Genomic DNA, 21,324 nt, shown 5'->3' on the forward strand with positions numbered 1-21,324 from the left:
GAAGGGTGCTCATGCAGGGGTTCGCCGGCAAGGTCGCCGTGGTGACGGGCGCGGGTTCGGGCATCGGGCAAGCCCTGGCCATTGAGTTGGCCCGCTCGGGCGCCAAGGTCGCGATCAGCGACGTCGACGTCGAGGGCCTGGCCGAAACCGAGGCGCAGCTGAAGGCGATCGGGGCCGACGTCAAGGCGGACCGGCTCGACGTGACCGAACGCGAGGCGTTCCTGGCCTATGCCGACGCGGTCAAGGAGCACTTCGGCAAGGTCAACCAGGTCTACAACAACGCCGGCATCGCCTTCACCGGTGACGTCGAAGTCAGCCAGTTCAAGGACATCGAACGGGTGATGGACGTCGACTTCTGGGGCGTGGTCAACGGCACCAAGGCATTCCTGCCGCACCTGATCGCCTCCGGCGACGGCCACGTCATCAATGTCTCCAGCATCTTCGGGCTGTTCTCGGTGCCCGGGCAGGCGGCCTACAACTCGGCCAAGTTCGCGGTCCGGGGATTCACCGAGGCGCTGCGACAGGAAATGGTGGCGGCCGGGCATCCCGTGGCGGTGACCACCGTGCACCCCGGCGGCATCAAGACCGCGATCGCCCGCAACGCCACCGCCGCCGAGGGGCTCGACCAGGCCCAGCTGGCCAGCCTGTTCGACAAGCGGCTCGCCAAGACCAGCCCGCAGCGAGCCGCCCAGATCATCCTGGAGGCTGTGCGCAAGAAGAAGGCCCGGGTGCTGGTCGGCACGGACGCGAAGGTGCTGGACGCCCTGGTGCGGCTGACCGGCCCGGGATATCAGCAGCTTTTCGGGCCCGTCATGGGCCGGCTGATGCCCAAGCAGTGATGGGCGGCCCACCGAAGGACTGTGGGTAGCGGATAGCCTGACGCAGCACGCCATCACGAGGGAGTACGCATGCATGGGTTCGCCGGCAAGGTCGCCGTGGTGACGGGAGCGGGTTCGGGGATCGGCCAGGCATTGGCCCTCGAACTGGGACGGGCGGGCGCCAGGCTCGCGATCAGCGACGTCGGCGTCGAGGGCCTGGCCGAGACCGAGGCGCAGTTGAAGGCGATCGGAACGGAAGTCAAGGCGGACCGGCTCGACGTAACCGAGCGCGAGGCGTTTCTGGCCTACGCGAACGCGGTCGGCGAGCAGTTCGGTCAGGTCAACCAGGTCTACAACAACGCCGGCATCACGTTCGTCGGATCCATCGAAGACAGCCGGTTCGAGGACATCGAACGGGTGATGGACGTCGACTATTGGGGCGTCGTGAACGGCACGAAGGCATTCCTCCCGCACCTGATCGCCTCCGGCGACGGCCACGTCATCAACGTCTCGAGCGCGCTCGGCCTGTTTTCGGCTCCCGGTCAGGCGGCGTACGTCTCCGCGAAATTCGCGGTACGTGGATTCAGCGAGGCGCTGCGACAGGAAATGGTGCGGGCCGGCCACCCGGTGCGGGTCACGACGGTGCACCCGGGCGGGGTCAAGACCGGGTTCGCCCGCAACGCCATCTTCGCCGACGGGCTCGACCAGGACGACCTGGCCGAGAAGTTCGAAGAACAGCAGGCCAAGACCACACCACAACGGGCGGCCCAGATCATCCTGGGCGCCGTGCGGAAGAACAAGGCCAGGGTGCTGGTCGGACCGGACGTGAAGGCTATGGACCTGGTGGTTCGGCTGACCGGTTCGAGGCCTGAGCGGCTGCTGGGCGGGCCGGTCATGGGGCGCGTGCAGCAGGTGGTACACCAGCTCATGCCCAAGCGCTGACGCCCGCCTTACCGCCCCAGCGGGTGTTCCGCCAACCACCCGCCGGCGACCGCCTGCGGGTCGGCTCCGCCGGCCAGCTGGCGGCGCATGTCGACCAGGGCCGCGGTGTCCAGCACCCCGGCGACCTCGTTGATCGCCAGCAGCTGCCGATCGCTCAGTGCGTTGCGGCGATACAACGGCACCACGTTCTCGGCCCGGATCAGCGCGGGTTTGCCGTCGGCGAGCGTGACCAGGTCGGCAGGGAGGCCGGGGTCGGCGGTCGTCGTCCACCCCGCGGTCAGCTGCCCGTCCCGAACCGCGGCGAACATCGTTGTCTCATCCGGGAATTCGCGCGGAGCGGGAAGCCGGCAGGTGCCCACGTTCGAAGGGGCCCGACGGCCGGTGACGGTGCCCACGACCAGGCCGGCGCAGTGCTTCGGCAGCGTGCTCAGGTCCGCGCTGACATCGCTGCCGCCCCACGCCTTGGCGGTGGCCCCCGTCACCAGCAGCACGGGCTTGTCTTGCGCGGCGGTCGTATAGTCGCCCGCGGCGACTCCCTCGGGCAGCGCGGCCACCATCGCGCGGTAGACATCCGCGTCGGACGTCGCCACCGCGCCGGGCTGCAAACTCTCCAGCTTGCGGCCGGTCAGGGCCGGGACCACGGTGAACGCGCCCGAGTCGAGGCGCGCCATCGGATCGTCGGCGGTCTCGGCGCGCGCCGCAAAACCGTAGGACCGCAGCGCGGCCACGTAGACGCCGGCCAGCAGCGTCGACTCGGAATCCGTCCCGGAGCCGACCACCAGTTCCGGACGGGCGCGATGGTCGCCGGCGTCGGTTCCGCAGCCGGCCACAACGAGTAGGGCGGCGAGCAGCGGCACCGCCAGCCAGCCGGTCCTCACCCCGCGATGTCTGCGGGGTCCGCGGCCAGGGCCACCGCCGTGGCGACCGCATCCCCGACGCGCAGGTCCAGCGGGCTCGGGACGATCCGGTCGAACGCCAGGTCGTCGCTGACGACCGAGAAGATCGCCTCGGCCGCGGCAACCATCATCTTTTCGGTGATCCGGCGCGCCCCGACATCCAGCGCCCCCCGGAACACGCCCGGGAAGGCCAGCACGTTGTTGATCTGGTTGGGGAAGTCGCTGCGGCCGGTGGCCACCACCGCGGCGTACTTGGCCGCCACCTGCGGATGGATCTCCGGATCGGGATTGGACAACGCGAAGACGACCGCGTCGGGCGCCATTGTGGCGATCATCTCCTCGGGCACCACACCACCGGACACCCCGAGGAACAGATCGGCGCCGCGCAGCGCTTCCGCCATGCTTCCCGTCAGGCCGTCAGGGTTCGTGCGCTGCGCCAGAACACTCTTCACGCTGTTCATGTCGTCGCGCCCGGTGTGCAGGATCCCGCGCGAGTCCAGCACGGTGATGTCGGAAACACCCATCGCCAGAAGAAGATTCGTGCACGCGACACCCGCTGCCCCGGCGCCTGAAACCACTACCCGCAGCGACGTCATGTCGCGGCCGAGCAACTTGGTGGCGCCCATCAGTGCGGCCAACGCGACGATCGCCGTCCCGTGCTGGTCGTCGTGCATCACGGGGCAGTCCAGCGCTTCGATGACCCGCCGTTCGATCTCGAAGCAGCGCGGCGCGGAGATGTCCTCGAGGTTGACCGCACCGAACGTCGGGCGCAGTCGCACCAGCGTTTCGACGATCTCGTCGGGATCCTTGGTGTCCAGCACGATGGGGATCGCGTTCAGCCCGCCGTACGCCTGAAACAGGGCGCACTTGCCCTCCATCACGGGCAGCGACGCGGCGGGGCCGATGTCGCCGAGGCCCAGCACGGCGCTGCCATCGCTGACGACGGCGACCAGCCGGTTCGCCCACGTGTACCGGGCGGCCTGTCTGCGATCGGCGGCTATCGCGCGGCTGACCTGCGCCACACCCGGGGTGTAGGCGATCGACAATGCCCGCTGGGTGTCCAGGGGGGCCGTCAGGCCTACGGAAAGCTTGCCGCCTACGTGTGCCTCGAAGATCTCCGCGTCGGTGATCGCGCCCTGCTCGGCGCGCGTCTGTATCGATTCAATCAACTCGGACACGCGCCCCAGGGTACTGACTACCGATTAGTAGGCCTAATCTGCGCGGGACGACATTCCGCGACGACCGGGTGGCGTCAGATCAGTCCCAGCTCGGTCACCGCGTTGCGCTCGTCGACCAGCTCGGCGGTGGTCTTGTCGATGCGGCTGCGGGAGAAGTCGTCGATCTCCAGCCCCTGCACGATCGACCAGTTGCCGTCCTTGGTGGTCACCGGGAACGACGACATGATTCCCTCCGGCACGCCGTAGGAGCCGTCGGAGTAGACCGCCATCGACACCCAGTCACCGTCCGGGCTGCCCAGCAGCCACGAGCGGGCGGCGTCGATGGTCGCCGACGCGGCCGAGGCGGCCGAGGAGGCACCCCGCGCGTCGATGATCGCCGCGCCGCGCTTGGCCACGGTCGGAATGAAGTCGTTCTCGATCCATTTCTGGTCGTTGACCACCTCGGCGGCGTTCTTGCCGCCGACCTCGGCGTGGAAGATGTCGGGGTACTGGGTGGCGGAGTGATTGCCCCAGATCGTCATCTTCTTGATGTCGGTGACCTTCGCGCCGGTCTTCCTGGCCAGCTGCGAGATGGCCCGGTTGTGGTCCAGGCGGGTCAGCGCCGAGAACCGCTCCTTGGGGATGTCGGGGGCGTTGCTCTGCGCGATCAACGCGTTGGTGTTGGCCGGGTTGCCGGTAACACCGATGCGAACGTCGTCAGCGGCGACGGAGTTCAGCGCCTTGCCCTGCGCAGTGAAGATCGCGCCGTTGGCCTCCAGCAGGTCGCTGCGCTCCATGCCCGGGCCACGCGGCCGCGCGCCGACCAACAGCGCCAGATTCACGCCGTCGAAGATCTTGTTCGCGTCCGCGCCGATCTCCACCCCGGACAGCAGCGGGAACGCGCAGTCGTCCAGCTCCATCACGACGCCCTCGAGCGCCTTGAGCGCCGGCTCGATCTCGAGCAGACGCAGCTCGATCGGGCGGTCGGGGCCCAGCAGTGCGCCGCTCGCCAGGCGGAACAACAGGCTGTAGCCGATCTGGCCGGCGGCGCCGGTGACGGCGACCTTGAGAGGACTTGCGCTCACGTCGAAATACTCCTTGTGGAGGTAGTCATGCAGATTCGGGTCTCGGCACGAAACTAGCGCACCCCTCTCGGCTGCCAACCTCCGGTCCGATGCCCGGCCATTCCGCCGCGCACGGATCGGCGCGCTTTGCGAAGCCGGGGCGCGTAGCATGAAGCACCGCCCGGTCAGACCTGCGCAGCGATCGGAGATGGATGTGTTCCAGGGTTTTGACGCATTGCCCGAAGCGCTTCGGCCGCTCGCCCGCGACCCGCGTCCGCCGCTTTCCGATCCCCAACCCCCCTCCCCCAACGAGACGTTGGTCGACTGCGCCATCTACGCCGAGGGCCACCGGCTGCCCGGGAAATTCAGCTACGCCGCGGCCCGGGACAGAGTGCGACAGATCGAGATGCTCGGACACGAAGCGTTTGTCTGGGTCGGCCTGCGCGAACCCGACCAAAACGAGATGCAGGACGTCGCGGACGTTTTCGGCCTGCACCCGTTGGCCGTCGAAGACGCGGTCTGCGCGCATCAGCGACCCAAGCTTGAGCGCTACGACGACACGGTGTTCCTTGTCTTGAAGACCGTTACCTACGTCGCGCACGAATCGGTGACGAAGGCCCGCCAGATCGTCGAAACCGGCGAGATCATGGTCTTCGTTGGCAAGGATTTCGTGGTCACCGTTCGCCATGGTGAACACGGCGGGCTATCCGAGGTGCGCAAGCGCATGGAAGCCGACCCGGAGCAGATGCGCCTGGGACCGTACGCGGTGATGCACGCCATCGCCGACGACGTGGTCGACCATTACCTCGAGGTGAGCGGTCTGGTCGAGTCCGACATCGACAGCATAGAGGAGGTGGCGTTCGCCCCGGGCCGCAAGCTCGACGTCGAACCGATTTATCTCCTCAAACGCGAGGTCGTCGAACTGCGCCGGTGCGTCAACCCATTGTCCGGGGCGTTCCACCGAATGCAGGTGGAAAACAAGGACCTGATCTCCAAAGAAGTCCGGCGCTACCTGCGCGACGTCGCCGACCACCAGTCCGAGGCCGCGGACCATATCAACAGCTACGACGACATGCTCAATTCGCTGATACAGGCGGCATTGGCCCGTGTGGGCATGCAGCAGAACTCCGATATGCGCAAGATATCGGCCTGGGCCGGCATCATCGCGGTGCCGACCATGTTCGCGGGCATCTATGGCATGAATTTCGAGTTCATGCCGGAGCTGAAGTGGCACTGGGGCTATCCGGTGGTGGTCGGCATAATGGTCACCGCCTGCCTGACTCTGTACTTCAGCTTCCGAAAACTCAACTGGCTCTAGCCATCAATTAGGTTGTGCGGCAGGTCGATTCGGGTTCAGCACGTCGACGCCGTCGTTCTGCCACGCCTGTCGCATGGCTTCGGCGCCCTTCAACCGCACCCAGGCCGCTTCGGTCGCGGTGATGGGAGTCGCCGCGAGGAATTGCACCGGGTCGCGGGGCGGTTCCAGCGGCAGATCGTCGATGTCGCTGGGGCCCAACAACACCGCGGTGAACGGCACTCGCCCCCCGGGTCGCGCCCACAGCGGCGAGCCGAGATCGACCAACGCGTCGGCGACCAGCACCAGGCCCTCGACGGCCGGTGTCGCGGCCAGCACCGCCAGACTGCGGGCAATGCCGCTGACCGGCCCCGGATTTCGCAGGCGCAGCACGACTTCGGCGCGCGGGCCCCGCGTCCGGTCATCGACGATCTGTGTCGGGTCGGTCATCGGATAGCGCGAACAGCCCAGCGACACGTAATGCACCAGCCCGTCGCTCCCGCGGAAGCGCAGTACCTCGATGGGTTCGGTGCCCAGGAAGGTCACGCTCGCCGAATCGGGCTCGGCGCCGGCGAAGTGGCGGCGCAGGTGGGCCCGCACCTGGTCCAGGATCGGGCTCACCGCTCCCCAGACACCGCGTTGGTCAGGTTCACCCCGGAGCCGGCGTCGAAAACGGCGAGCTTCGCGGTGTCGAACGCCAGCTCGAGAGACTGCCCCATTGCCGCTTTGGACTCCGCGGGAACCCTTGCCACGAACTGGTTTTCGTGTGCGTGGGCCGCGGCGGCCAGCTCGTCGAGCTGGGCCGAGTGCGCCGCCCACCCCGCGGTGGAAAAGTAGACGAACTTGTCGGCACCCAGCGACTCAACCAAATCCACCTTCACCTCGAAGGTGAGCGCCCGGATGCGCTGGTACCCATCGATCAACGTGGCGTCGTGCAGATGCTCGGGCCGTACCCCGACGATGACGTTCTCCGGCGCGGGGTGCTGCGCGATCGCCTGGCGTACTTCCGGAGTCACCACCACTTCCCCGAACGGCAGCGTCAGCCCGGTGGGCGTCAACGTCGCCGGGAAGAAGTTCATGGCCGGCGAGCCGATGAACCCCGCGACGAACAGGTTGGCCGGATGCTCGTAGAGCTCGTCGGGGGTGCCGATCTGCTGCGCGACGCCGCCGCGCAGCACCACCACCCGGTCTCCGAGCGTCATGGCCTCGGTTTGGTCGTGGGTGACGTAGACAGTCGTGGTGCCCAGCCGCTTCTGCAGCCGTGCGATCTCGCCGCGCATCTGGACGCGCAGCTTGGCGTCCAGGTTGGACAGCGGCTCGTCCATCAAAAAGGCTTTGGGGTGGCGCACGATCGCCCGGCCCATCGCGACCCGCTGTCGCTGCCCGCCCGACAATTGGGAGGGCTTGCGGTCGAGCAGTTCAGTCAGGTCAAGGGTTTTCGCGGTCTCTTCTACCTTCTGGGCGATCTCGGCCTTCTTCATCTTGGCGAGCGTCAGCGGAAACGCGATGTTCTGCCGCACGGTCATGTGCGGATACAGCGCGTACGACTGGAACACCATCGCGATGTCCCGGTCCTTGGGCGCCTTCTCGTTCATGCGCTCACCACCGATCCGCAGCTCGCCCGACGAGATTTCCTCAAGGCCGGCGATCATGTTCAGCGTTGTCGTCTTACCGCACCCCGACGGGCCGACCAGAATCAGGAACTCGCCGTCGGCGATGGTGATGCTGAGGTCTTTTACCGGGGTGGCGCCGTCCGGGTAGCTCTTGGTGACATGGTCCAGCACAATCTCGGCCATCGCGCTATCCCTTCACAGCGCCGGAGGTCAACCCGGCGATGATTCTTCGTTGGAAGATTAGAACAAAGAGGATGATCGGGACCGTGATCACGACGGCACCGGCCGCGATCGATCCGGTGGGTTCCTCGAATTGCGAACTGCCACCGAAGTTCGCGATGGCCACCGGGGCGGTGATCGCCGCCTTGGTGGCGGTCAGCGACAACGCCAGCAGCAGGTCGTTCCAGGCGAAGATGAACACCAGAATCGCCGCGGTGACCACCCCGGGCGCGGCCAGCGGGACGATCACCTTGCGGAAAGCCTGGGCGGGTGTGGCGCCGTCCATTTTCGCCGCCTTCTCCAGATCCCACGGAATCTCCCGGAAATAGGCCGACAGCGTGTAGATGGCAAGCGGCAGAGCGAACGTGATGTAGGGCAGGATCAGCCCGGGCCAGGTATCGAACAGGCCGACGAAGCGTTCGATGTTGAACAGCGGGGTGACCAGCGAGATCGCCGGGAACATGGTGACCAGCAGGGTGGCACCGATCAGCATCCGCTTGCCCGGGAAGTTCAGCCGGGCGATCGCGTAGGCCGCCATCGCGCCGAGCCCCACCGCGATCGCGGTGGTGATCAACCCGATCCCGATCGAGTTGACCAGCGCCGAGCTGAACAAGTCACCGCGGAAGATGCCGCGGTAGTTCTCGAAGGATACCGACGACGGAATCAGCTTGCCGTCCTTGACCGTTGACGTCGGCTTGAGCGACAGGCTGAGGATCCACAACACCGGAACAAGTGCGTACACCACCACCACGGTGTCTAGCAGGACCCAGCCGGCCCAGGCCCGCCCGGGGCCCGCGGTGCTAGCGGCCATCGACGTCACCACCGGGCGCCGCGGCGCCGAACGCCTTGATGTAGACAAGCGCGATGATGCCCACACAGAGGAAGATCAGCACGCTGATCGCCGAGCCCAATCCGACGTTGAACCCTTTGAAGAGGTTGTCGTAACCCAGGATTGACACCGAGTCGGTGTTGTTGGCGCCGTCGGTCAGCACGTAGATGCTGTCGAAGATGCGGAAGGCGTCCAGCGTCCGGAAGAGCAACGCGACTACCACCGCCGGCTTGATGATGGGCAGGGTGATGCGCATCAGCCGCCGCCACGGCCCGGCGCCGTCGACCTGGGCGGCCTTCAGCAAGTCCTCGGGCACCAGCGCCAGCCCGGCCAGCAGCAGCAGCGACATGAAGGGGGTCGTCTTCCAAACCTCGGCCAGGACGACGATGCCGAGCGACGGGATCTGGGCGGTCAGGGGGGCGCTGCCCTGCGGCAAAAGGTTGGCCAGATAGCCGGTTCCCGGCGTCCACGCGTAGTACCAGCTGTACGACGCGACCACGGTGACGATGCCGTACGGAATGAGCACCGCGGTGCGCACCAGGCCCTTGCCGACCAGCGTGCGGTGCATCACCAGTGCCAGCGCCAGCCCCAACACGAACTCGAGCGACACCGAAACCGCTGCTATTCCCAGCGTTACGGCCAGCGCGGTCCACCAATAGCGGTCGGTCAAGATCGTCTGGTAGTTGCTCAACCCGACGAACGCAGTGTCGTTGGGGGTGGCGAGGTTGTTGCGCTGCAGGCTCAGCCACACCGCGTAGCCGATCGGGTAGGCCGTCACCGCCAGCATCAGGATCGCCGCAGGCGCGACGAGCACAAAGGCGAGTCGCCGTTCCGGCAGCTGGTTTCGGGCCCGGGGGCGCGACGCGGCGATTGGAGTCATCAGCGCCGCTCCTCCTCATCGCATTGTTCTGCATCGTCGCCGGCGCGGGTCACGGCAACAGCCCCTTGCCGTCGATGGCCTTTTGCGCCTGCGCGGTGAGTTCGTCGGCCGTTCGGTCCGGGTCGATTTCGGCGATCGGGCTCAGCGCCGCCGACAGCCGCAGCGACAGCGCCTGATACACCGGCGTCGCCGGCCGCACGGCGGCATCGGTGAGCTGTTGCCGAATGATCGTGTACATCGGATATTTGGTCTGGAATTGCGGGTCGGAGTACAACGACGTCCGGACCGCGGGCAGGCCACCCGCCATTGAAACGTACTTCTGGCTTTGCAGGCTGCGCAGGCAGCGCACGGCTTCGAAGGCCTCCGCACGATGGCGGGTGGTGCTCGCCACGGCGAGGTTCAACCCGCCGAGCGTCACCTTGGCCGGCCGGCCCGGCGCCACACCGGGATACGGCGCGAATCCGAAGACCCGCCGGCTGGCGTCGTAGGCGACGCGGAACTGCTCGTCGCTGGGCACGAACGTCCCGACGTCGTTGATGCTTCCCGCCAGGGCCGGGTCGCGGTTCAGCGGCAGGAAGGGGACACCGCCCTTCACCGCGTTCTCCAGCATGGAGGCCAACACATACGGCCAGTTGACTTCCAGTGCGGCCTTGCCCTGTTCGACCGCCAGGCGCGCCGTCCCCTCGTCGGTCCGGCTGATCGACGGATCGGCCCCGGGGGCGGTACCCACGGCCTTGAGGATGCGCAGCGCGTTGACGGTCGCGGCCCGGTGCGCGGGCGTGTCGGTCAGCGTGACCTGACGGCCGTCCTCGGAGAGCACCTGACCTCCGCCGCTCACCAGCAGCGTGTTGAACCACACAACCAGGCCCTCGCCCTCGTTCGCCTGCACGGCGATCCAGGCGGGCTGACCCGCCGCGTGCAACCGGGCGGCCTCGGCCACCATCGCGTCCCAGTCCAGCGGCGGTTGGCTCACCAAATCGGGCCGGTACCAAAGCAATTCCGTGTTCGTTATGACGGGCTCGGCATACAGCCTGTGCTTCCAGCGGGCCGTCGCAAGTGGGCCGGGCAGGGTGTCGGCGGTGGCGTCGGCGTCGGCCCGCCCCCCGGGGTCGTCGGATAGCGGCAGGGCCCAGCCCGCTTCGGCGAACTCCGCGGTCCACACCACGTCCAGCGCCATCACGTCCAGCCCGCGGTCGTGGGCGCTCAGCCGCCGCGCCAGCTGCACTCGCTGCTCCCCGGGACCCCGCGGCAGGCTCACGTGCTGGATGGTGAACCGTCCCTGCGATTGCCTGGTGCACTCCTGGGACACCGCCGTGAAAGTGGCCGAGTCGGTGGCCGGCGTGAAGAAGGAGATCACCAGCCCGTTGCCGGCGGACCCGCAGCCCGAGAGCGCCGCCGAGGTGGTCACCGTCGCCAGCGCGATGACGCCCATCCGGCGCAGGCGCCCAGGACGTTTCACCACCGATTCACACCTCTCGCGCGCGGCCTCAAATCGCTAAGCGCGCCAACAAATCCCGTGCCTTCTCCGCGTTCTGCGGATCGCAGAGCACGTCGTAGCGGCCGGCCACCAGCTGCATCGTCGAGCTGAAATCCCTTGTGCCACGAGCCATCGCGTACGGGACCGCGGAGGTGATCAAACCGAAGAAGACACCGGCGACCAGGCCGGTGGCCAGCGCAGCCCACGGATTCGGGCTGAAGAATCCGAGCACCAGCCCGATGAACAGGCCCAGCCAGGCCCCGCTGAGCACACCGCCGCCGAGAACCTTTGGCCACGAAAGCCGGCCGGTCACTCGTTCGACCTGCATCAGGTCGACGCCGACGATGATCACCTGCTGCACCGGGAACTGCTGCTCGGACAGGTAGTCGACGGCACGCTGCGCCTCGGCGTAGGTCGGATAAGAGCCGACCGGCCAGCCCTTGGGCGGCGTCGGTAGCGAAGGCACACCGCGCCGAGCGGCCGCCGCACCGGGGGGCGTGGCGCCTGGAACTTGACCGGGCTGGAAAGGACTAGTCATTGGTGCTCATTCTCCTCCGCCCTGGCCGAGGTCACATCTCGGGCCCTCATAGCCTATCCAGCGGCCGCACCCCAACCTGCGCAAACAAGGCCCCGCGGTCCGCAGGTCCGCGGCGATTCGCCGCCAATCCCCAACTTGAGCATCGGCTAGGTTGAACAGCATGACAGCGCCCGGCGATGACTTCGGCGACCGCGCCCACGACGACCAGGCCAAACCGACGCCCGCCGGCAGCGGGGCCCCGGAACAGCCAGAGACGCCGTGGGAGCCGCCCGCATCGGCGCCAGCACCGGAATATCCGCCCCCGGCCTATCCGCCGCCGGCGTATCCCACCGAGCAGCACCCCGGCTATGGGGGCCAATACCCGCCGCCGCCACCCGGATACGGGCAGCCGACGGGGTACGAACAGCCGCCGGGCTACGGCCCGCCGCCGTACCAGCCGGTGCCCCCGCAATTCGGCGGGCCGCCCGCCGGCTACGGGCCGCCGTCTTATCCGGGCGGCTACTACCCCGGCCCGGACTACCTGGGCGGCTACGGGTTGCCGAGTGGACTCAAGCCGGGCACGAACAAGCTCGCCATCGCGTCGCTCATCTCGTCGTTCACCGGCGTGTTCTGCTGCTGCCTCGGCTCGATCGCGGGCATCGTGATGGGAGTGGTCGCGCTCAATCAGATCAAGCGCACCCAGCAAGACGGCTACGGCCTCGCGGTCGCCGGCATCGTCATCGGCGTCGCGACCCTGGTGGTGGGACTGATCTTCGCGATCTTCGCGATGCACTCGCGTTAGCACCACCGCCTAAGCGGGCCAACACCGCCGCCATCTGCCCTGCCGCCCGGCGCTGCCTAGGCTTTCCCCATGGCATCGGTCAACAGGGTGTACATCGCCCGGCTCTCGCGGATGTTGGTGCTGGGTCCACTCGGCGAGTCCTTCGGCCGGATCCGCGATGTGGTGATCAGCATCAGCATCGTGCGTCAGCAGCCCCGCGTGTTGGGGTTGGTCGTCGATTTGGCGACGCGGCGCAGCATCTTCATCCCGATGCTCCGGGTCACCGCGATCGAGCCGGAGGCGGTCACGCTCAACACCGGCAGCGTGTCCCTGCGCCACTTCGAGCAGCGTCCGGGCGAGGTGCTGGCGATCGGCCAGGTGCTCGACACCCAGGTCAGGGTCAACGACCCTGACCTGCCTGAGCTGGCCGGCCTCGACGTCGTCGTCACCGACCTGGGCATCGAACAGATCCGCACCCGCGACTGGATGGTGAGCCGGGTGGCCGTCCGCAGTCAGCGGCGGCTGGGCCGGCGCGGCCCGGTGCACGTCGTGGATTGGCAAAACGTGCAGGGCCTGACCCCGTCGGCGCTGGCGCTGCCGGGCCAGGGGGTGGCGCAGCTGCTGAACCAGTTCGAGGGCTGGAAGGCGGTCGATGTGGCCGACGCCATCCGCGCGCTGCCGCCCAAGCGGCGCTACGAGGTGCTCAAAGCGCTCGACGACGACCGGCTGGCGGATGTCCTGCAGGAACTGCCCGAAGTGGACCAGGCCGACGTGCTGTCCGAGCTGGGCACCGAACGCTCGGCCGACGTGCTCGAGGAGATGGATCCCGACGATGCCGCCGACCTGCTCGGTGTGCTGAATCCGACCGACGCCGAGATGCTCCTGACCCGGATGGACCCGGGCGATTCGGCCCCGGTACGTCGGCTGCTGGCGCATTCGCCCGACACCGCGGGCGGCCTGATGACATCCGATCCGGTGGTGCTGACACCCGACACGTCGGTTGCCGAGGCGCTGGCCCGGGTCCGCGACCCCGACCTCACCCCCGCCCTGTCGTCGATGGTGTTCGTGGTGCGCCCGCCCACGTCCACACCCACGGGTCGGTACCTGGGCTGTGTGCAGCTGCAGCGGCTGCTGCGCGAACCGCCGGCGGAGTTGGTCGGTGGGATAGTCGACAACGACCTGCTCACCCTGACGCCGGAAACGCCGCTGGGAGCGGTGACCCGCTACCTGGCCGCCTACAACCTGGTGTGCGGACCGGTCCTCGATGACCAGAACCACCTATTGGGCGCGGTGACGGTGGACGATCTTCTCGATCACTTGTTGCCGCACGACTGGCGGGTCGATGTGCAGGCGCTCGACGCCACCGGCCGGCTCGATGAACTGGGAGGATCCGCGTGAGCACGTCCTCGACCCCGCGCCGGCTCTACACCCCGCGGACGTCGCGCAGATACTCGCCCCGCCTCGACCCCGAGGCCGTCGGCCAGATCACCGAATCGATCGCGCGCTTCTTCGGCACCGGCCGCTACCTGCTGGTGCAGACCATCCTCGTGGTGGCGTGGATTGCGCTGAACCTGTTCGCGGTGGGTCTGCGGTGGGACCCTTACCCCTTCATCCTGCTCAATCTGGCTTTCTCCACCCAGGCCGCCTACGCGGCGCCGCTGATTCTGCTCGCCCAGAATCGTCAGGAAAACCGCGACCGGGTCGCGCTCGAACAGGATCGCCATCGCGCCGCCCAGACCAAGGCCGACACCGAGTTTCTGGCCCGCGAACTCGCCGCCGTGCGACTGGCGGTCGGTGAGGTCGTGACCCGCGAATATCTGCGTCACGAGCTCGAGGATCTACGCTCCCTGCTGGCGAATCTGGACGCCGAATCCGGGGGCTCTGAGGCGGTGCAGGGCGATGACAGCTTCGACCGCAACGCAAAGAAATAGGGGCATAAACCAGTTCCGACCATTGCGCCACTCTGGTCACAAGAGTTATGTATGGTGATCTAGTTCACGGCTGAGAAGCAGTTGACCCGCTCACATACCTAGGACGGTCGAGTGCGCATTGGGGGACGCCGGGGTGCACACCCGGCCGCCGCGGTGGAGCGGCCAGCACTTCAGGTAACACGCACGCGCGCGTTCGGGGTCGCGACCATCACCCCGTTGATTTTCGCCGGAGCAGTGAGCGGAGCGGCGCCTTCACTCCCCGAAAGACTTCCTCCGGTGCACGCGAACATCACCCCGGTGGCCGCTGTCTCCCCCAGCATTCCCGACCTCTCAGGGCCCGCCGTCGTCCCCATCGACCGTTCCCCGACCGCCTTCCACGTCGCCGAACCCGCCTTGTCGGCACCACCGCCGGCAATGATCGTGAATGCGCCTGGGGCGCTTGGCATCCCGAGCATCGCACTGGCGGCCTATCGCAGTGCCGAGCAGAAGATGGCGGTGGCCGCCCCGAACTGCGGCGTCAGCTGGAATTTGCTGGCGGGGATCGGACGCATCGAGTCGGGACATGCGGGCGGCGGCGCGGTTGACGCGCGCGGCACCGCCGTCGTACCGATCTACGGCCCCGCGTTGGACGGCACGCTGCCGGGCAACGAGGTCATCCTGCAGAGCAGCACCGGCAATCGCCCCACCTATGCCCGCGCGATGGGACCGATGCAATTCTTGCCGGGCACCTGGGCGCGATACGCGTCCGACGGGAAGGGCGACGGCGTTGCCGATCCGCAGAACCTCTTTGACTCCACCCTGGCGGCGGCCCGCTACCTGTGCAGCGGCGGCCTCAACCTCCGCGACCCGTCGCAAGTGATGGCCGCGATACTTCGCTACAACAACTCGATGGCCTACGCGCAGAACGTGCTGGGCTGGGCCTCGGCGTACGCCACCGGGGTGGTTCCGGTCGACCTGCCTCCGATGACGGGCCCGCCGCCTCCACTCGGCGACGGATTCCTCGAGCATCCCGAGGGACTCGGCCCCAACCTGCCGATGAACGTCAACGGGTTGCCCGTGGACGATCCCCTGGCGCGCATGCCGCTGATCGACCTCGGCCAACCGCAGAGCGCCGGTCCACCGCCGATGTTCCCGTGGATGACCCCCACCCAACAGCAGGCCCCGACGCGGCAGCCCGGCTGCACGGTGATCTGCGTCGGCTCCCAGAACCCGCCGCCCGCCGCCCCACCGTGGGCACCGCCGCAGGCCCCACCGTGGGCGCCGCCGCAGGCCCCTCCGCCCGCCCCGCCGCAGGGCCCACCGCCGCCTCCGGACCCGCAGGCGGCCCCGCCCGCCGTTGCACCCCCGGCCGCGCCGGCGCCCAAGCCGGCCGGCCCGCCGAACGCGGCGTCGCCGAAGCAGCCCGGTCCCGTTGCGGGCGGCTGACCAGCCGGCAAGGTCACGCGCCTACACTCGGCGGTGATGTCCCCTCATGACACTGCCGACCTGAGCGCAGCAATCCGCACCGCACTGGGGAAGGTGATCGACCCCGAGTTGCGGCGCCCGATCACCGAACTCGGAATGGTCAAGAGCATTGACACCGAGCCCGACGGCGGCGTGCACGTGGCGATCTACCTGACCACGGCCGCCTGCCCGAAGAAGACCGAAATCAGCGAGCGGGTCACCCAGGCCGTCTCCGACGTTCCGGGCACCGGAGCCGTGAAAGTCACCCTCGACGTGATGAACGACGAGCAGCGCACCGAACTGCGCAAGCAGTTGCGCGGAGACGCCCGCGAGCCGGTCATCCCCTTCGCCCAGCCGAACTCGCTGACGCGGGTCTATGCGGTCGCGTCCGGGAAGGGCGGGGTGGGAAAGTCCACCGTCACGGTCAACCTCGCCGCCGCGATGGCGGCCCGCGGACTGTCGGTCGGCGTACTCGACGCCGACATCCACGGCCATTCCATCCCCCGCATGATGGGCACCACCGACCGGCCGACCCAGGTCGAGTCGATGATCCTGCCGCCAATCGCCCACGAGGTGAAGGTCATCTCGATTGCCCAGTTCACCGAGGGCAACACGCCCGTGGTGTGGCGCGGTCCCATGCTGCACCGGGCGTTGCAACAGTTCCTGGCCGACGTCTATTGGGGCGACTTGGATGTCCTGTTGCTGGATCTGCCGCCGGGCACCGGCGACATCGCCATCTCGGTGGCTCAGCTGATCCCGAGCGCCGAGCTCATGGTCGTGACGACGCCGCAGCTGGCCGCCGCCGAGGTCGCCGAGCGGGCGGGCAGCATCGCGATGCAAACCCGGCAGCGCATCGCCGGCGTGGTGGAGAACATGTCGGGCCTCACGCTGCCCGACGGCTCGACCTTGCAGGTGTTCGGCGAGGGCGGCGGCCGTCAGGTGGCCGGACGGTTGTCCCGCGCGGTCGGTGCCGATGTGCCGCTGCTGGGTCAGATCCCACTGGACCCCGCGTTGGTGGCCGCGGGCGATTCGGGCACCCCGATCGTCCTGAGTGCCCCCGACTCCCCCGCGGGCAAGGAACTGCGCAGCGTGGCTGACAACCTGTCGTCGCGACGGCGTGGATTGGCGGGTGTGTCGCTCGGGCTCGATCCGACGCGGCGCTAGGCCTGATCGGGGCGACCCTTCGCGCGTGCGATCGCCGCGCTAGGTCGCGTCGGCGTCGAAGGGTGTCTGCCCGGGGGCGTGCGTCTGGGGCGGTGTCGACGGCTCCGATGGAGTGACGGGCGTCCCGTTGACGGGCCTGTCGAAGTTCCCGGTGAGGAAGGAATCGTCGCCGTCCAGCAGGTGCTTGGTCAGCGCGGCGCGCGGCGTCATCCCCCGCAGCCGCTGCAATTCGCTCAGCGGAACGCGCAGATCGTCGAACTCGGGGCCGAGGTCTTCGCGCAGCTGGGTGGTCACCCCGCTGAGGTAGTCGCGGGCCTGCCGCAGCGCGGTCGACGTCCAGCGGATGGCCCCGGGAAGTCGCTCCGGCCCGAGGACCACCAGCCCGACCACGACGAGGACCAGGATGTGCTCCCAGCTCAGACTGCCGAACATTTAGCTGCCGTCGGGGTCGGGCTTGACGGTCAGGGTGACATGCCGGCCGTCGCGGACCACCTCGATCGGGGAGTCCTGGCCGATGGTCAGCTGGCGTACCGCGACGACGAACTCGTCGGCGTCGGCGACCGTGCGGTTGCCGACCTTGACGATGACGTCGTTCTCCAGGATTCCGCCCTTTTGCGCGGGGCTTCCCGCCTTCACGTTGGCAACCTGCGCGCCGGAGGCGATGGCGTTGCTCACCGACCGGGTGCTCACCCCCAGCGTCGGGTGCACGATCTTCCCGTCCTTGATCAGGGTCTGGGCGACCTGCTTCGCCTCGTCGATCGGGATCGCGAAGCCGAGCCCGCTTGCGCTGTCGGACAAGGACTTACCCGCGGTGTTGATGCCGATCACCTGCGAATCCATGTCGATCAGCGGGCCACCGGAGTTGCCGTGGTTGATCGAGGCGTCGGTCTGCAGGGCGTCGATGACGGTGTCGGTGTCCGAGCCCTCCCCCGACAACGGGACGGGCCGGTGCAACGCACTGATGATGCCGTGGGTCACGGTGCTGCGCAGCCCCAGCGGCGCGCCCGCCGCAAGGACCTCGTCGCCGACGCGCACCTTGTCCGAGTCGCCGAACCGGGCGACGCTCAGGTTGTCGACGTTGTCGACCTTGAGCACGGCAAGGTCGGTCTTGGGGTCGCGCCCAACCAGGTTGGCGGGCACTTCCTTGCCGTCGTTGAACACCACGGTCGTCTTGAACTGGCTGGGGTTGTTGGCCGCCTCGGAGATCACGTGGTTGTTGGTGATGATGTAGCCGCGACCGTCGATCACCACGCCGGAGCCCTGCATGCCCTCCTGGTCGCTCTTGGACTCGATGGTCACCACCGCGTTGGCGGTCGCCGCGGCGACCTTGGCGAACCGGCCCGCCGGCCCTTCACCGTTGCCATTGGTGGAAAGCGTCACCTTCGAGGTGGTGAACGCCTCGGCGACCTCGGCCGTCTTGCGGCCGACCACCCCGCCGATCACCCCGATGAACAGCGCGATCAGCAGCAAGACCAGCAGCGCCAGGTAGGACACCTTGCCGCCGAACAGCACGTCGCGCACACCGAGCTTGCCGCCGTAGCCCCGCGGCCCACGCGGCCCCGAGGGGGCGACCGCCGGAGTGCCCAGCGCCGCGGCCGCCGACGGGTCGCGCCAGGGATCGTCGAACTCGTCCGGCTCCGCACCGTTTTTCTCGGCCGCCAGCGCACCGGCGTCGACGGGGTGGCGCTGCAGCGAGTCGGGACTGCCGACCGGGCGACTGAACGCCTCCTGAAGGACCGGATCGGCCTGTTCTTCGTGCGGCCGGAAGTCGGCCTGGTCGCGATACTTCTGCGGGCGGACGCGGTCGGCCACGAAGGATCCGCGCAGCCCGTCGGGACGGCTGAAGAGTTGACGCGATGCGGGGTCGACCGGCGGACGGGAGATGGGCCGCGGCGCTAAGCGGTTGCCGCTGTTCTTGCCGCTGTCGTTGCCTTGATCGGAGGTCACGTTACCCCTTTGGATCCTCTTCTTGAGCGCTTGAGACAGGCCCTTCACCGGGCGATATACCCGACACCGGCGTGGTCGTGTCCACCCTAGTATCCACGGTTCGGCGCCGGCCGCCCATGAGCGCGCGGGCGGGGTGCGCAAAAGTCGGCGGGATCAACCACGGGGAGTTCGGCGAGAGGGTGTCGAGCTACGGGCGCTTGCGCTGCTCACGGGCGTCGCGCTCAGCAAAACGGTCGGACGCCCGGGTGGTCATGCCATCGGGCGAATCGTAGGGAATCTCAGCGAGCATTCCGAGCAGCGTGCTGGGGATACGGATCGGATGCGAGTCGCGCAGCGCCGCACGGGCCCGGCTCTGATCGTCGACCTCGGCCGCGCACTCCGGGCACAGCGACAGGTGGTGCGCCGCCCGGAGGTGCGCGTTCATCCGCAGCTCACCGTCGACGAACGCCGCAATGGCTTCGACGGAAAGGTGCTCGGTCGAGCCGAACTGGCGCGGGGCGCCGACGGGCGCATCGCTCTGGGAGGCGAACTGTGCGGGAAGCCAGGAGAACGCGCGGCGGAAGAGATGACCTCCTCGATCGGGCATCACCGGGTCCTTTCGTAGCGCCTACCCCTCGAATGTAGCGCGCGGTGTGCGCAATAGCGCATCTCAAGACCACAAAACCGGTGGCTCACATGCGGGCGGGGACCCGGCCGTGTCGATTCGGGCGTTCGCCGGCTACGCCGGCTCCGCGTGCAGTGCACCCCGCCCGGCACCGGGATGGGCGGCCAGGTAGTCGCGCAGCGCCTGACGTCCGCGGTGGATGCGGCTGCGTACGGTCCCGAGCTTTACGCCCAGCGTCGCGCCGATCTCCTCGTAGGACAGGCCCTCGATGTCGCACAGCACGACCGCGGCGCGGAACTCCGGCGGCAGCGAATCCAAAGCCGCCTGCAGGTCCGGCCCGAGCCGCGCATCGTGGTAAATCTGCTCGGGGTTGGGCTCGTCCGCGGGCACCCGCTCGTAATCCTCGGGCAGCGCCTCCATCCGGATCCGGGCGCGCCGGCGGACCATGTCGAGGAACAGGTTGGTGGTGATGCGGTGCAACCAGCCTTCGAACGTTCCGGGCTGATAGTTCTGCACCGACCGGAAAACCCGGATGAAGGTCTCCTGGGTGAGATCCTCGGCGTCGTGCTGATTGCCGGAGAGGCGGTAGGCCAGCCGGTATACCCGGTCGGCGTGCTGACGCACCAGCTCGTCCCACGAGGGCATCGTGGACTTGTCCCCGGTCGCGTCGAATACCGCGGTGCCTTGCAACCCGTCGGACGCCTCCACCCACTCGTCCGTGGGGCAGTCCTGCGCGTGCGACATGCTGGTCGGGCCCAAAAGCGTGGTGATGATCGAATCCTCCGAATCCGTCCTGCCGAAAAGCGGCAAGTCGTCACCGGCGGCAACACGTAGCCGCCAGTCCGTATTCCCGTGCCAACGCGCTCCGCGATCCATAGGGACACCGTCGCGTATCGGCGTATGTGCGATATATGAACTGTCTGAGCTCCGGCTGAGAAACCGGATCGTTACCAGCGCTGTCCAGGAAATATCCGCCGCGGCGTGAGCTTAAACGCAGCGGCCTCGCCGGGCGTGTCGTAACGGTGCGGCTTAGGCGCGCCATGCCGGGGTGCGCACCGAAGTGGAATACGCTGCGGGCATGGACGGCACCGACGCAGAAACCCCCGGCCAGCCGGCGCCCAGTCGAGCCGAATCCCTGTTCGCGCACGCCGAGGGGTCGATCTCCGAAGACTCGTTGCTGGCGGCCGCCCGCGAGCGTGCCGTGGACATCGGCGCCGGCGCGGTGACGCCGGCGGTGGGCGCGCTGCTGAGCCTGCTGACCAAGCTCAGCGGTGGGAAGGCCGTCGCGGAGGTGGGTACCGGCGCGGGGGTCAGTGGGCTCTGGTTGCTGTCCGGCATGAGCGACGACGGCGTCTTGACGACGATCGACATCGAGCCCGAGTATCTGCGGCTCGCCAAGCAGGCGTTCTCCGAAGCCGGCATCGGGCCGTCGCGCACCCGGCTGATCAGCGGCCGGGCCCAAGAGGTCCTCACCCGCCTCGCCGACGAGTCCTACGACCTGGTGTTCGTGGACGCGGATCCGGTTGACCAGCCGGACTACGTCGTGGAGGGCGTGCGGCTGCTGCGACCCGGCGGCGTCATCGTGATACACCGCGCCGCACTCGGCGGGCGAGCCGGCGATCCGGCCGCCCGCGACGCCGAGGTGGTCGCGGTGCGGGAAGCCGCGCGACTCATCGCCGAGGACGAGCGGCTCACCCCGGCCCTGGTTCCGCTCGGCGACGGCATTTTGGCCGCGGTGCGCGACTGAT

At 68.2% G+C, this 21,324-nt stretch carries 22 protein-coding genes; 9 read left to right on the forward strand and 13 right to left on the reverse strand.

Going from position 1 to position 21,324, the window contains the following annotated elements:
* Positions 1 to 11: 11 nt before the first annotated feature.
* Both H7J89_RS18885 and H7J89_RS18890 read left to right on the forward strand, forming a co-directional pair.
* Entirely contained in the window at positions 12 to 839 is an 828-nt protein-coding gene (locus H7J89_RS18885; RefSeq protein ID WP_264045453.1) for an SDR family NAD(P)-dependent oxidoreductase, read from the forward strand.
* A gap of 69 nt (positions 840 to 908) precedes the next feature.
* Positions 909 to 1,760: an SDR family NAD(P)-dependent oxidoreductase gene (locus tag H7J89_RS18890; RefSeq protein ID WP_264045456.1), complete on the forward strand. Its 852-nt coding sequence runs from the start codon at positions 909 to 911 to the stop codon at positions 1,758 to 1,760.
* Positions 1,761 to 1,768: 8 nt separating this feature from the next.
* Here the strand turns inward: H7J89_RS18890 and H7J89_RS18895 are convergent, their stop codons facing one another.
* The 3 genes from H7J89_RS18895 to H7J89_RS18905 all read right to left on the reverse strand — a co-directional run bounded on the left by H7J89_RS18895 (position 1,769) and on the right by H7J89_RS18905 (position 4,898).
* A complete protein-coding gene (locus H7J89_RS18895) occupies positions 1,769 to 2,638 on the reverse strand; it encodes a glycine betaine ABC transporter substrate-binding protein (RefSeq protein WP_264045458.1) in 870 nt (289 codons plus the stop codon).
* Positions 2,635 to 3,834: an NAD(P)-dependent malic enzyme gene (locus tag H7J89_RS18900; RefSeq protein ID WP_264045460.1), complete on the reverse strand. Its 1,200-nt coding sequence runs from the start codon at positions 3,832 to 3,834 to the stop codon at positions 2,635 to 2,637. Before H7J89_RS18900 ends, H7J89_RS18895 begins: the two co-directional genes overlap by 4 nt.
* Positions 3,835 to 3,908: 74 nt before the next feature.
* Positions 3,909 to 4,898 carry a malate dehydrogenase gene (locus tag H7J89_RS18905; protein ID WP_264045462.1) on the reverse strand — a complete coding sequence of 330 codons (990 nt, stop codon included), beginning with the start codon at positions 4,896 to 4,898 and terminating at the stop codon, positions 3,909 to 3,911.
* Positions 4,899 to 5,091: 193 nt separating this feature from the next.
* Between H7J89_RS18905 and corA the strand changes: the two genes are divergently transcribed.
* A complete protein-coding gene (corA, locus tag H7J89_RS18910) occupies positions 5,092 to 6,195 on the forward strand; it encodes a magnesium/cobalt transporter CorA (protein ID WP_264046093.1) in 1,104 nt (367 codons plus the stop codon).
* Positions 6,196 to 6,198: 3 nt separating this feature from the next.
* On the opposite strand, the gene H7J89_RS18915 is transcribed toward corA, so the two are convergent.
* Genes H7J89_RS18915 through H7J89_RS18940 form a run of 6 tightly spaced genes read right to left on the reverse strand, consistent with a single transcriptional unit; the run spans position 6,199 to position 11,727 of the window.
* The gene (locus H7J89_RS18915) at positions 6,199 to 6,792 is read right to left on the reverse strand and encodes a suppressor of fused domain protein (RefSeq protein WP_264045464.1); all 594 of its coding nucleotides are present in this window, start codon (positions 6,790 to 6,792) and stop codon (positions 6,199 to 6,201) included.
* A complete protein-coding gene (locus tag H7J89_RS18920; protein WP_264045466.1) occupies positions 6,789 to 7,967 on the reverse strand; it encodes an ABC transporter ATP-binding protein in 1,179 nt (392 codons plus the stop codon). Before H7J89_RS18920 ends, H7J89_RS18915 begins: the two co-directional genes overlap by 4 nt.
* Before the next feature lie 4 nt (positions 7,968 to 7,971).
* Positions 7,972 to 8,814: a carbohydrate ABC transporter permease gene (locus tag H7J89_RS18925; RefSeq protein WP_264045468.1), complete on the reverse strand. Its 843-nt coding sequence runs from the start codon at positions 8,812 to 8,814 to the stop codon at positions 7,972 to 7,974.
* Positions 8,804 to 9,712 (reverse strand): carbohydrate ABC transporter permease, encoded by a 909-nt coding sequence (locus H7J89_RS18930; RefSeq protein ID WP_264045470.1) that lies wholly within the window; start codon positions 9,710 to 9,712, stop codon positions 8,804 to 8,806. The genes H7J89_RS18925 and H7J89_RS18930 overlap by 11 nt, the downstream gene beginning before the upstream one ends.
* A gap of 49 nt (positions 9,713 to 9,761) precedes the next feature.
* Positions 9,762 to 11,144 carry an extracellular solute-binding protein gene (locus tag H7J89_RS18935; protein ID WP_276042343.1) on the reverse strand — a complete coding sequence of 461 codons (1,383 nt, stop codon included), beginning with the start codon at positions 11,142 to 11,144 and terminating at the stop codon, positions 9,762 to 9,764.
* 55 nt (positions 11,145 to 11,199) lie between these two features.
* Complete coding sequence (locus tag H7J89_RS18940; protein ID WP_264045474.1) at positions 11,200 to 11,727, reverse strand: general stress protein; 528 nt, start codon at positions 11,725 to 11,727, stop codon at positions 11,200 to 11,202.
* Positions 11,728 to 11,887: 160 nt separating this feature from the next.
* Here H7J89_RS18940 and H7J89_RS18945 point away from each other — a divergent pair, with 160 nt between their 5' ends.
* The 5 genes from H7J89_RS18945 (at position 11,888) to H7J89_RS18965 (ending at position 17,025) form a co-directional block, all read left to right on the forward strand.
* Complete coding sequence (locus H7J89_RS18945) at positions 11,888 to 12,508, forward strand: DUF4190 domain-containing protein (protein WP_264045476.1); 621 nt, start codon at positions 11,888 to 11,890, stop codon at positions 12,506 to 12,508.
* 69 nt (positions 12,509 to 12,577) lie between these two features.
* A complete protein-coding gene (locus H7J89_RS18950; RefSeq protein ID WP_264045479.1) occupies positions 12,578 to 13,885 on the forward strand; it encodes a magnesium transporter MgtE N-terminal domain-containing protein in 1,308 nt (435 codons plus the stop codon).
* Positions 13,882 to 14,418 carry a DUF1003 domain-containing protein gene (locus H7J89_RS18955; RefSeq protein ID WP_264045481.1) on the forward strand — a complete coding sequence of 179 codons (537 nt, stop codon included), beginning with the start codon at positions 13,882 to 13,884 and terminating at the stop codon, positions 14,416 to 14,418. The genes H7J89_RS18950 and H7J89_RS18955 overlap by 4 nt, the downstream gene beginning before the upstream one ends.
* Positions 14,419 to 14,529: 111 nt before the next feature.
* Positions 14,530 to 15,843 (forward strand): lytic transglycosylase domain-containing protein, encoded by a 1,314-nt coding sequence (locus H7J89_RS18960; RefSeq protein ID WP_264045484.1) that lies wholly within the window; start codon positions 14,530 to 14,532, stop codon positions 15,841 to 15,843.
* Between the two features lie 36 nt (positions 15,844 to 15,879).
* Positions 15,880 to 17,025: an Mrp/NBP35 family ATP-binding protein gene (locus H7J89_RS18965; RefSeq protein WP_264045486.1), complete on the forward strand. Its 1,146-nt coding sequence runs from the start codon at positions 15,880 to 15,882 to the stop codon at positions 17,023 to 17,025.
* 39 nt (positions 17,026 to 17,064) lie between these two features.
* Here the strand turns inward: H7J89_RS18965 and tatB are convergent, their stop codons facing one another.
* The 4 genes from tatB to sigE form a co-directional block, all read right to left on the reverse strand.
* Entirely contained in the window at positions 17,065 to 17,457 is a 393-nt protein-coding gene (gene tatB, locus H7J89_RS18970) for a Sec-independent protein translocase protein TatB (protein WP_264045488.1), read from the reverse strand.
* Positions 17,458 to 18,972 carry a serine protease HtrA gene (gene htrA / locus H7J89_RS18975; RefSeq protein WP_264045490.1) on the reverse strand — a complete coding sequence of 505 codons (1,515 nt, stop codon included), beginning with the start codon at positions 18,970 to 18,972 and terminating at the stop codon, positions 17,458 to 17,460. It abuts the gene before it with no gap.
* A gap of 187 nt (positions 18,973 to 19,159) precedes the next feature.
* On the reverse strand, positions 19,160 to 19,558 hold the full coding sequence (gene rseA / locus H7J89_RS18980) for an anti-sigma E factor RseA (RefSeq protein WP_264045491.1): 399 nt from the start codon (positions 19,556 to 19,558) through the stop codon (positions 19,160 to 19,162).
* A gap of 132 nt (positions 19,559 to 19,690) precedes the next feature.
* Positions 19,691 to 20,452, reverse strand: a complete 762-nt coding sequence (gene sigE / locus H7J89_RS18985) for an RNA polymerase sigma factor SigE (protein ID WP_264045493.1) — start codon at positions 20,450 to 20,452, stop codon at positions 19,691 to 19,693.
* A gap of 202 nt (positions 20,453 to 20,654) precedes the next feature.
* Between sigE and H7J89_RS18990 the strand changes: the two genes are divergently transcribed.
* A complete protein-coding gene (locus tag H7J89_RS18990; RefSeq protein WP_264045495.1) occupies positions 20,655 to 21,323 on the forward strand; it encodes an O-methyltransferase in 669 nt (222 codons plus the stop codon).
* Position 21,324: the final 1 nt, after the last annotated feature.

The sequence above is a fragment of the Mycobacterium paraffinicum genome, assembly GCF_025822865.1.
GTDB lineage: Bacteria > Actinomycetota > Actinomycetes > Mycobacteriales > Mycobacteriaceae > Mycobacterium > Mycobacterium paraffinicum.

What these genes read in the sequence shown, in the direction of transcription:
- H7J89_RS18885 (WP_264045453.1), top strand. Translation starts at nt 12, where the DNA reads ATGCAGGGGTTCGCCGGCAAGGTCGCCGTGGTGACGGGCGCGGGTTCG.
- H7J89_RS18890 (WP_264045456.1), top strand. Translation starts at nt 909, where the DNA reads ATGCATGGGTTCGCCGGCAAGGTCGCCGTGGTGACGGGAGCGGGTTCG.
- H7J89_RS18920 (WP_264045466.1), bottom strand. Translation starts at nt 7,967, where the DNA reads ATGGCCGAGATTGTGCTGGACCATGTCACCAAGAGCTACCCGGACGGC.
- H7J89_RS18925 (WP_264045468.1), bottom strand. Translation starts at nt 8,814, where the DNA reads ATGGCCGCTAGCACCGCGGGCCCCGGGCGGGCCTGGGCCGGCTGGGTC.
- H7J89_RS18930 (WP_264045470.1), bottom strand. Translation starts at nt 9,712, where the DNA reads ATGACTCCAATCGCCGCGTCGCGCCCCCGGGCCCGAAACCAGCTGCCG.
- H7J89_RS18935 (WP_276042343.1), bottom strand. Translation starts at nt 11,144, where the DNA reads ATGGGCGTCATCGCGCTGGCGACGGTGACCACCTCGGCGGCGCTCTCG.
- H7J89_RS18940 (WP_264045474.1), bottom strand. Translation starts at nt 11,727, where the DNA reads ATGACTAGTCCTTTCCAGCCCGGTCAAGTTCCAGGCGCCACGCCCCCC.
- H7J89_RS18945 (WP_264045476.1), top strand. Translation starts at nt 11,888, where the DNA reads ATGACAGCGCCCGGCGATGACTTCGGCGACCGCGCCCACGACGACCAG.
- H7J89_RS18950 (WP_264045479.1), top strand. Translation starts at nt 12,578, where the DNA reads ATGGCATCGGTCAACAGGGTGTACATCGCCCGGCTCTCGCGGATGTTG.
- H7J89_RS18965 (WP_264045486.1), top strand. Translation starts at nt 15,880, where the DNA reads ATGTCCCCTCATGACACTGCCGACCTGAGCGCAGCAATCCGCACCGCA.
- tatB (WP_264045488.1), bottom strand. Translation starts at nt 17,457, where the DNA reads ATGTTCGGCAGTCTGAGCTGGGAGCACATCCTGGTCCTCGTCGTGGTC.
- rseA (WP_264045491.1), bottom strand. Translation starts at nt 19,558, where the DNA reads ATGCCCGATCGAGGAGGTCATCTCTTCCGCCGCGCGTTCTCCTGGCTT.
- sigE (WP_264045493.1), bottom strand. Translation starts at nt 20,452, where the DNA reads ATGGATCGCGGAGCGCGTTGGCACGGGAATACGGACTGGCGGCTACGT.
- H7J89_RS18990 (WP_264045495.1), top strand. Translation starts at nt 20,655, where the DNA reads ATGGACGGCACCGACGCAGAAACCCCCGGCCAGCCGGCGCCCAGTCGA.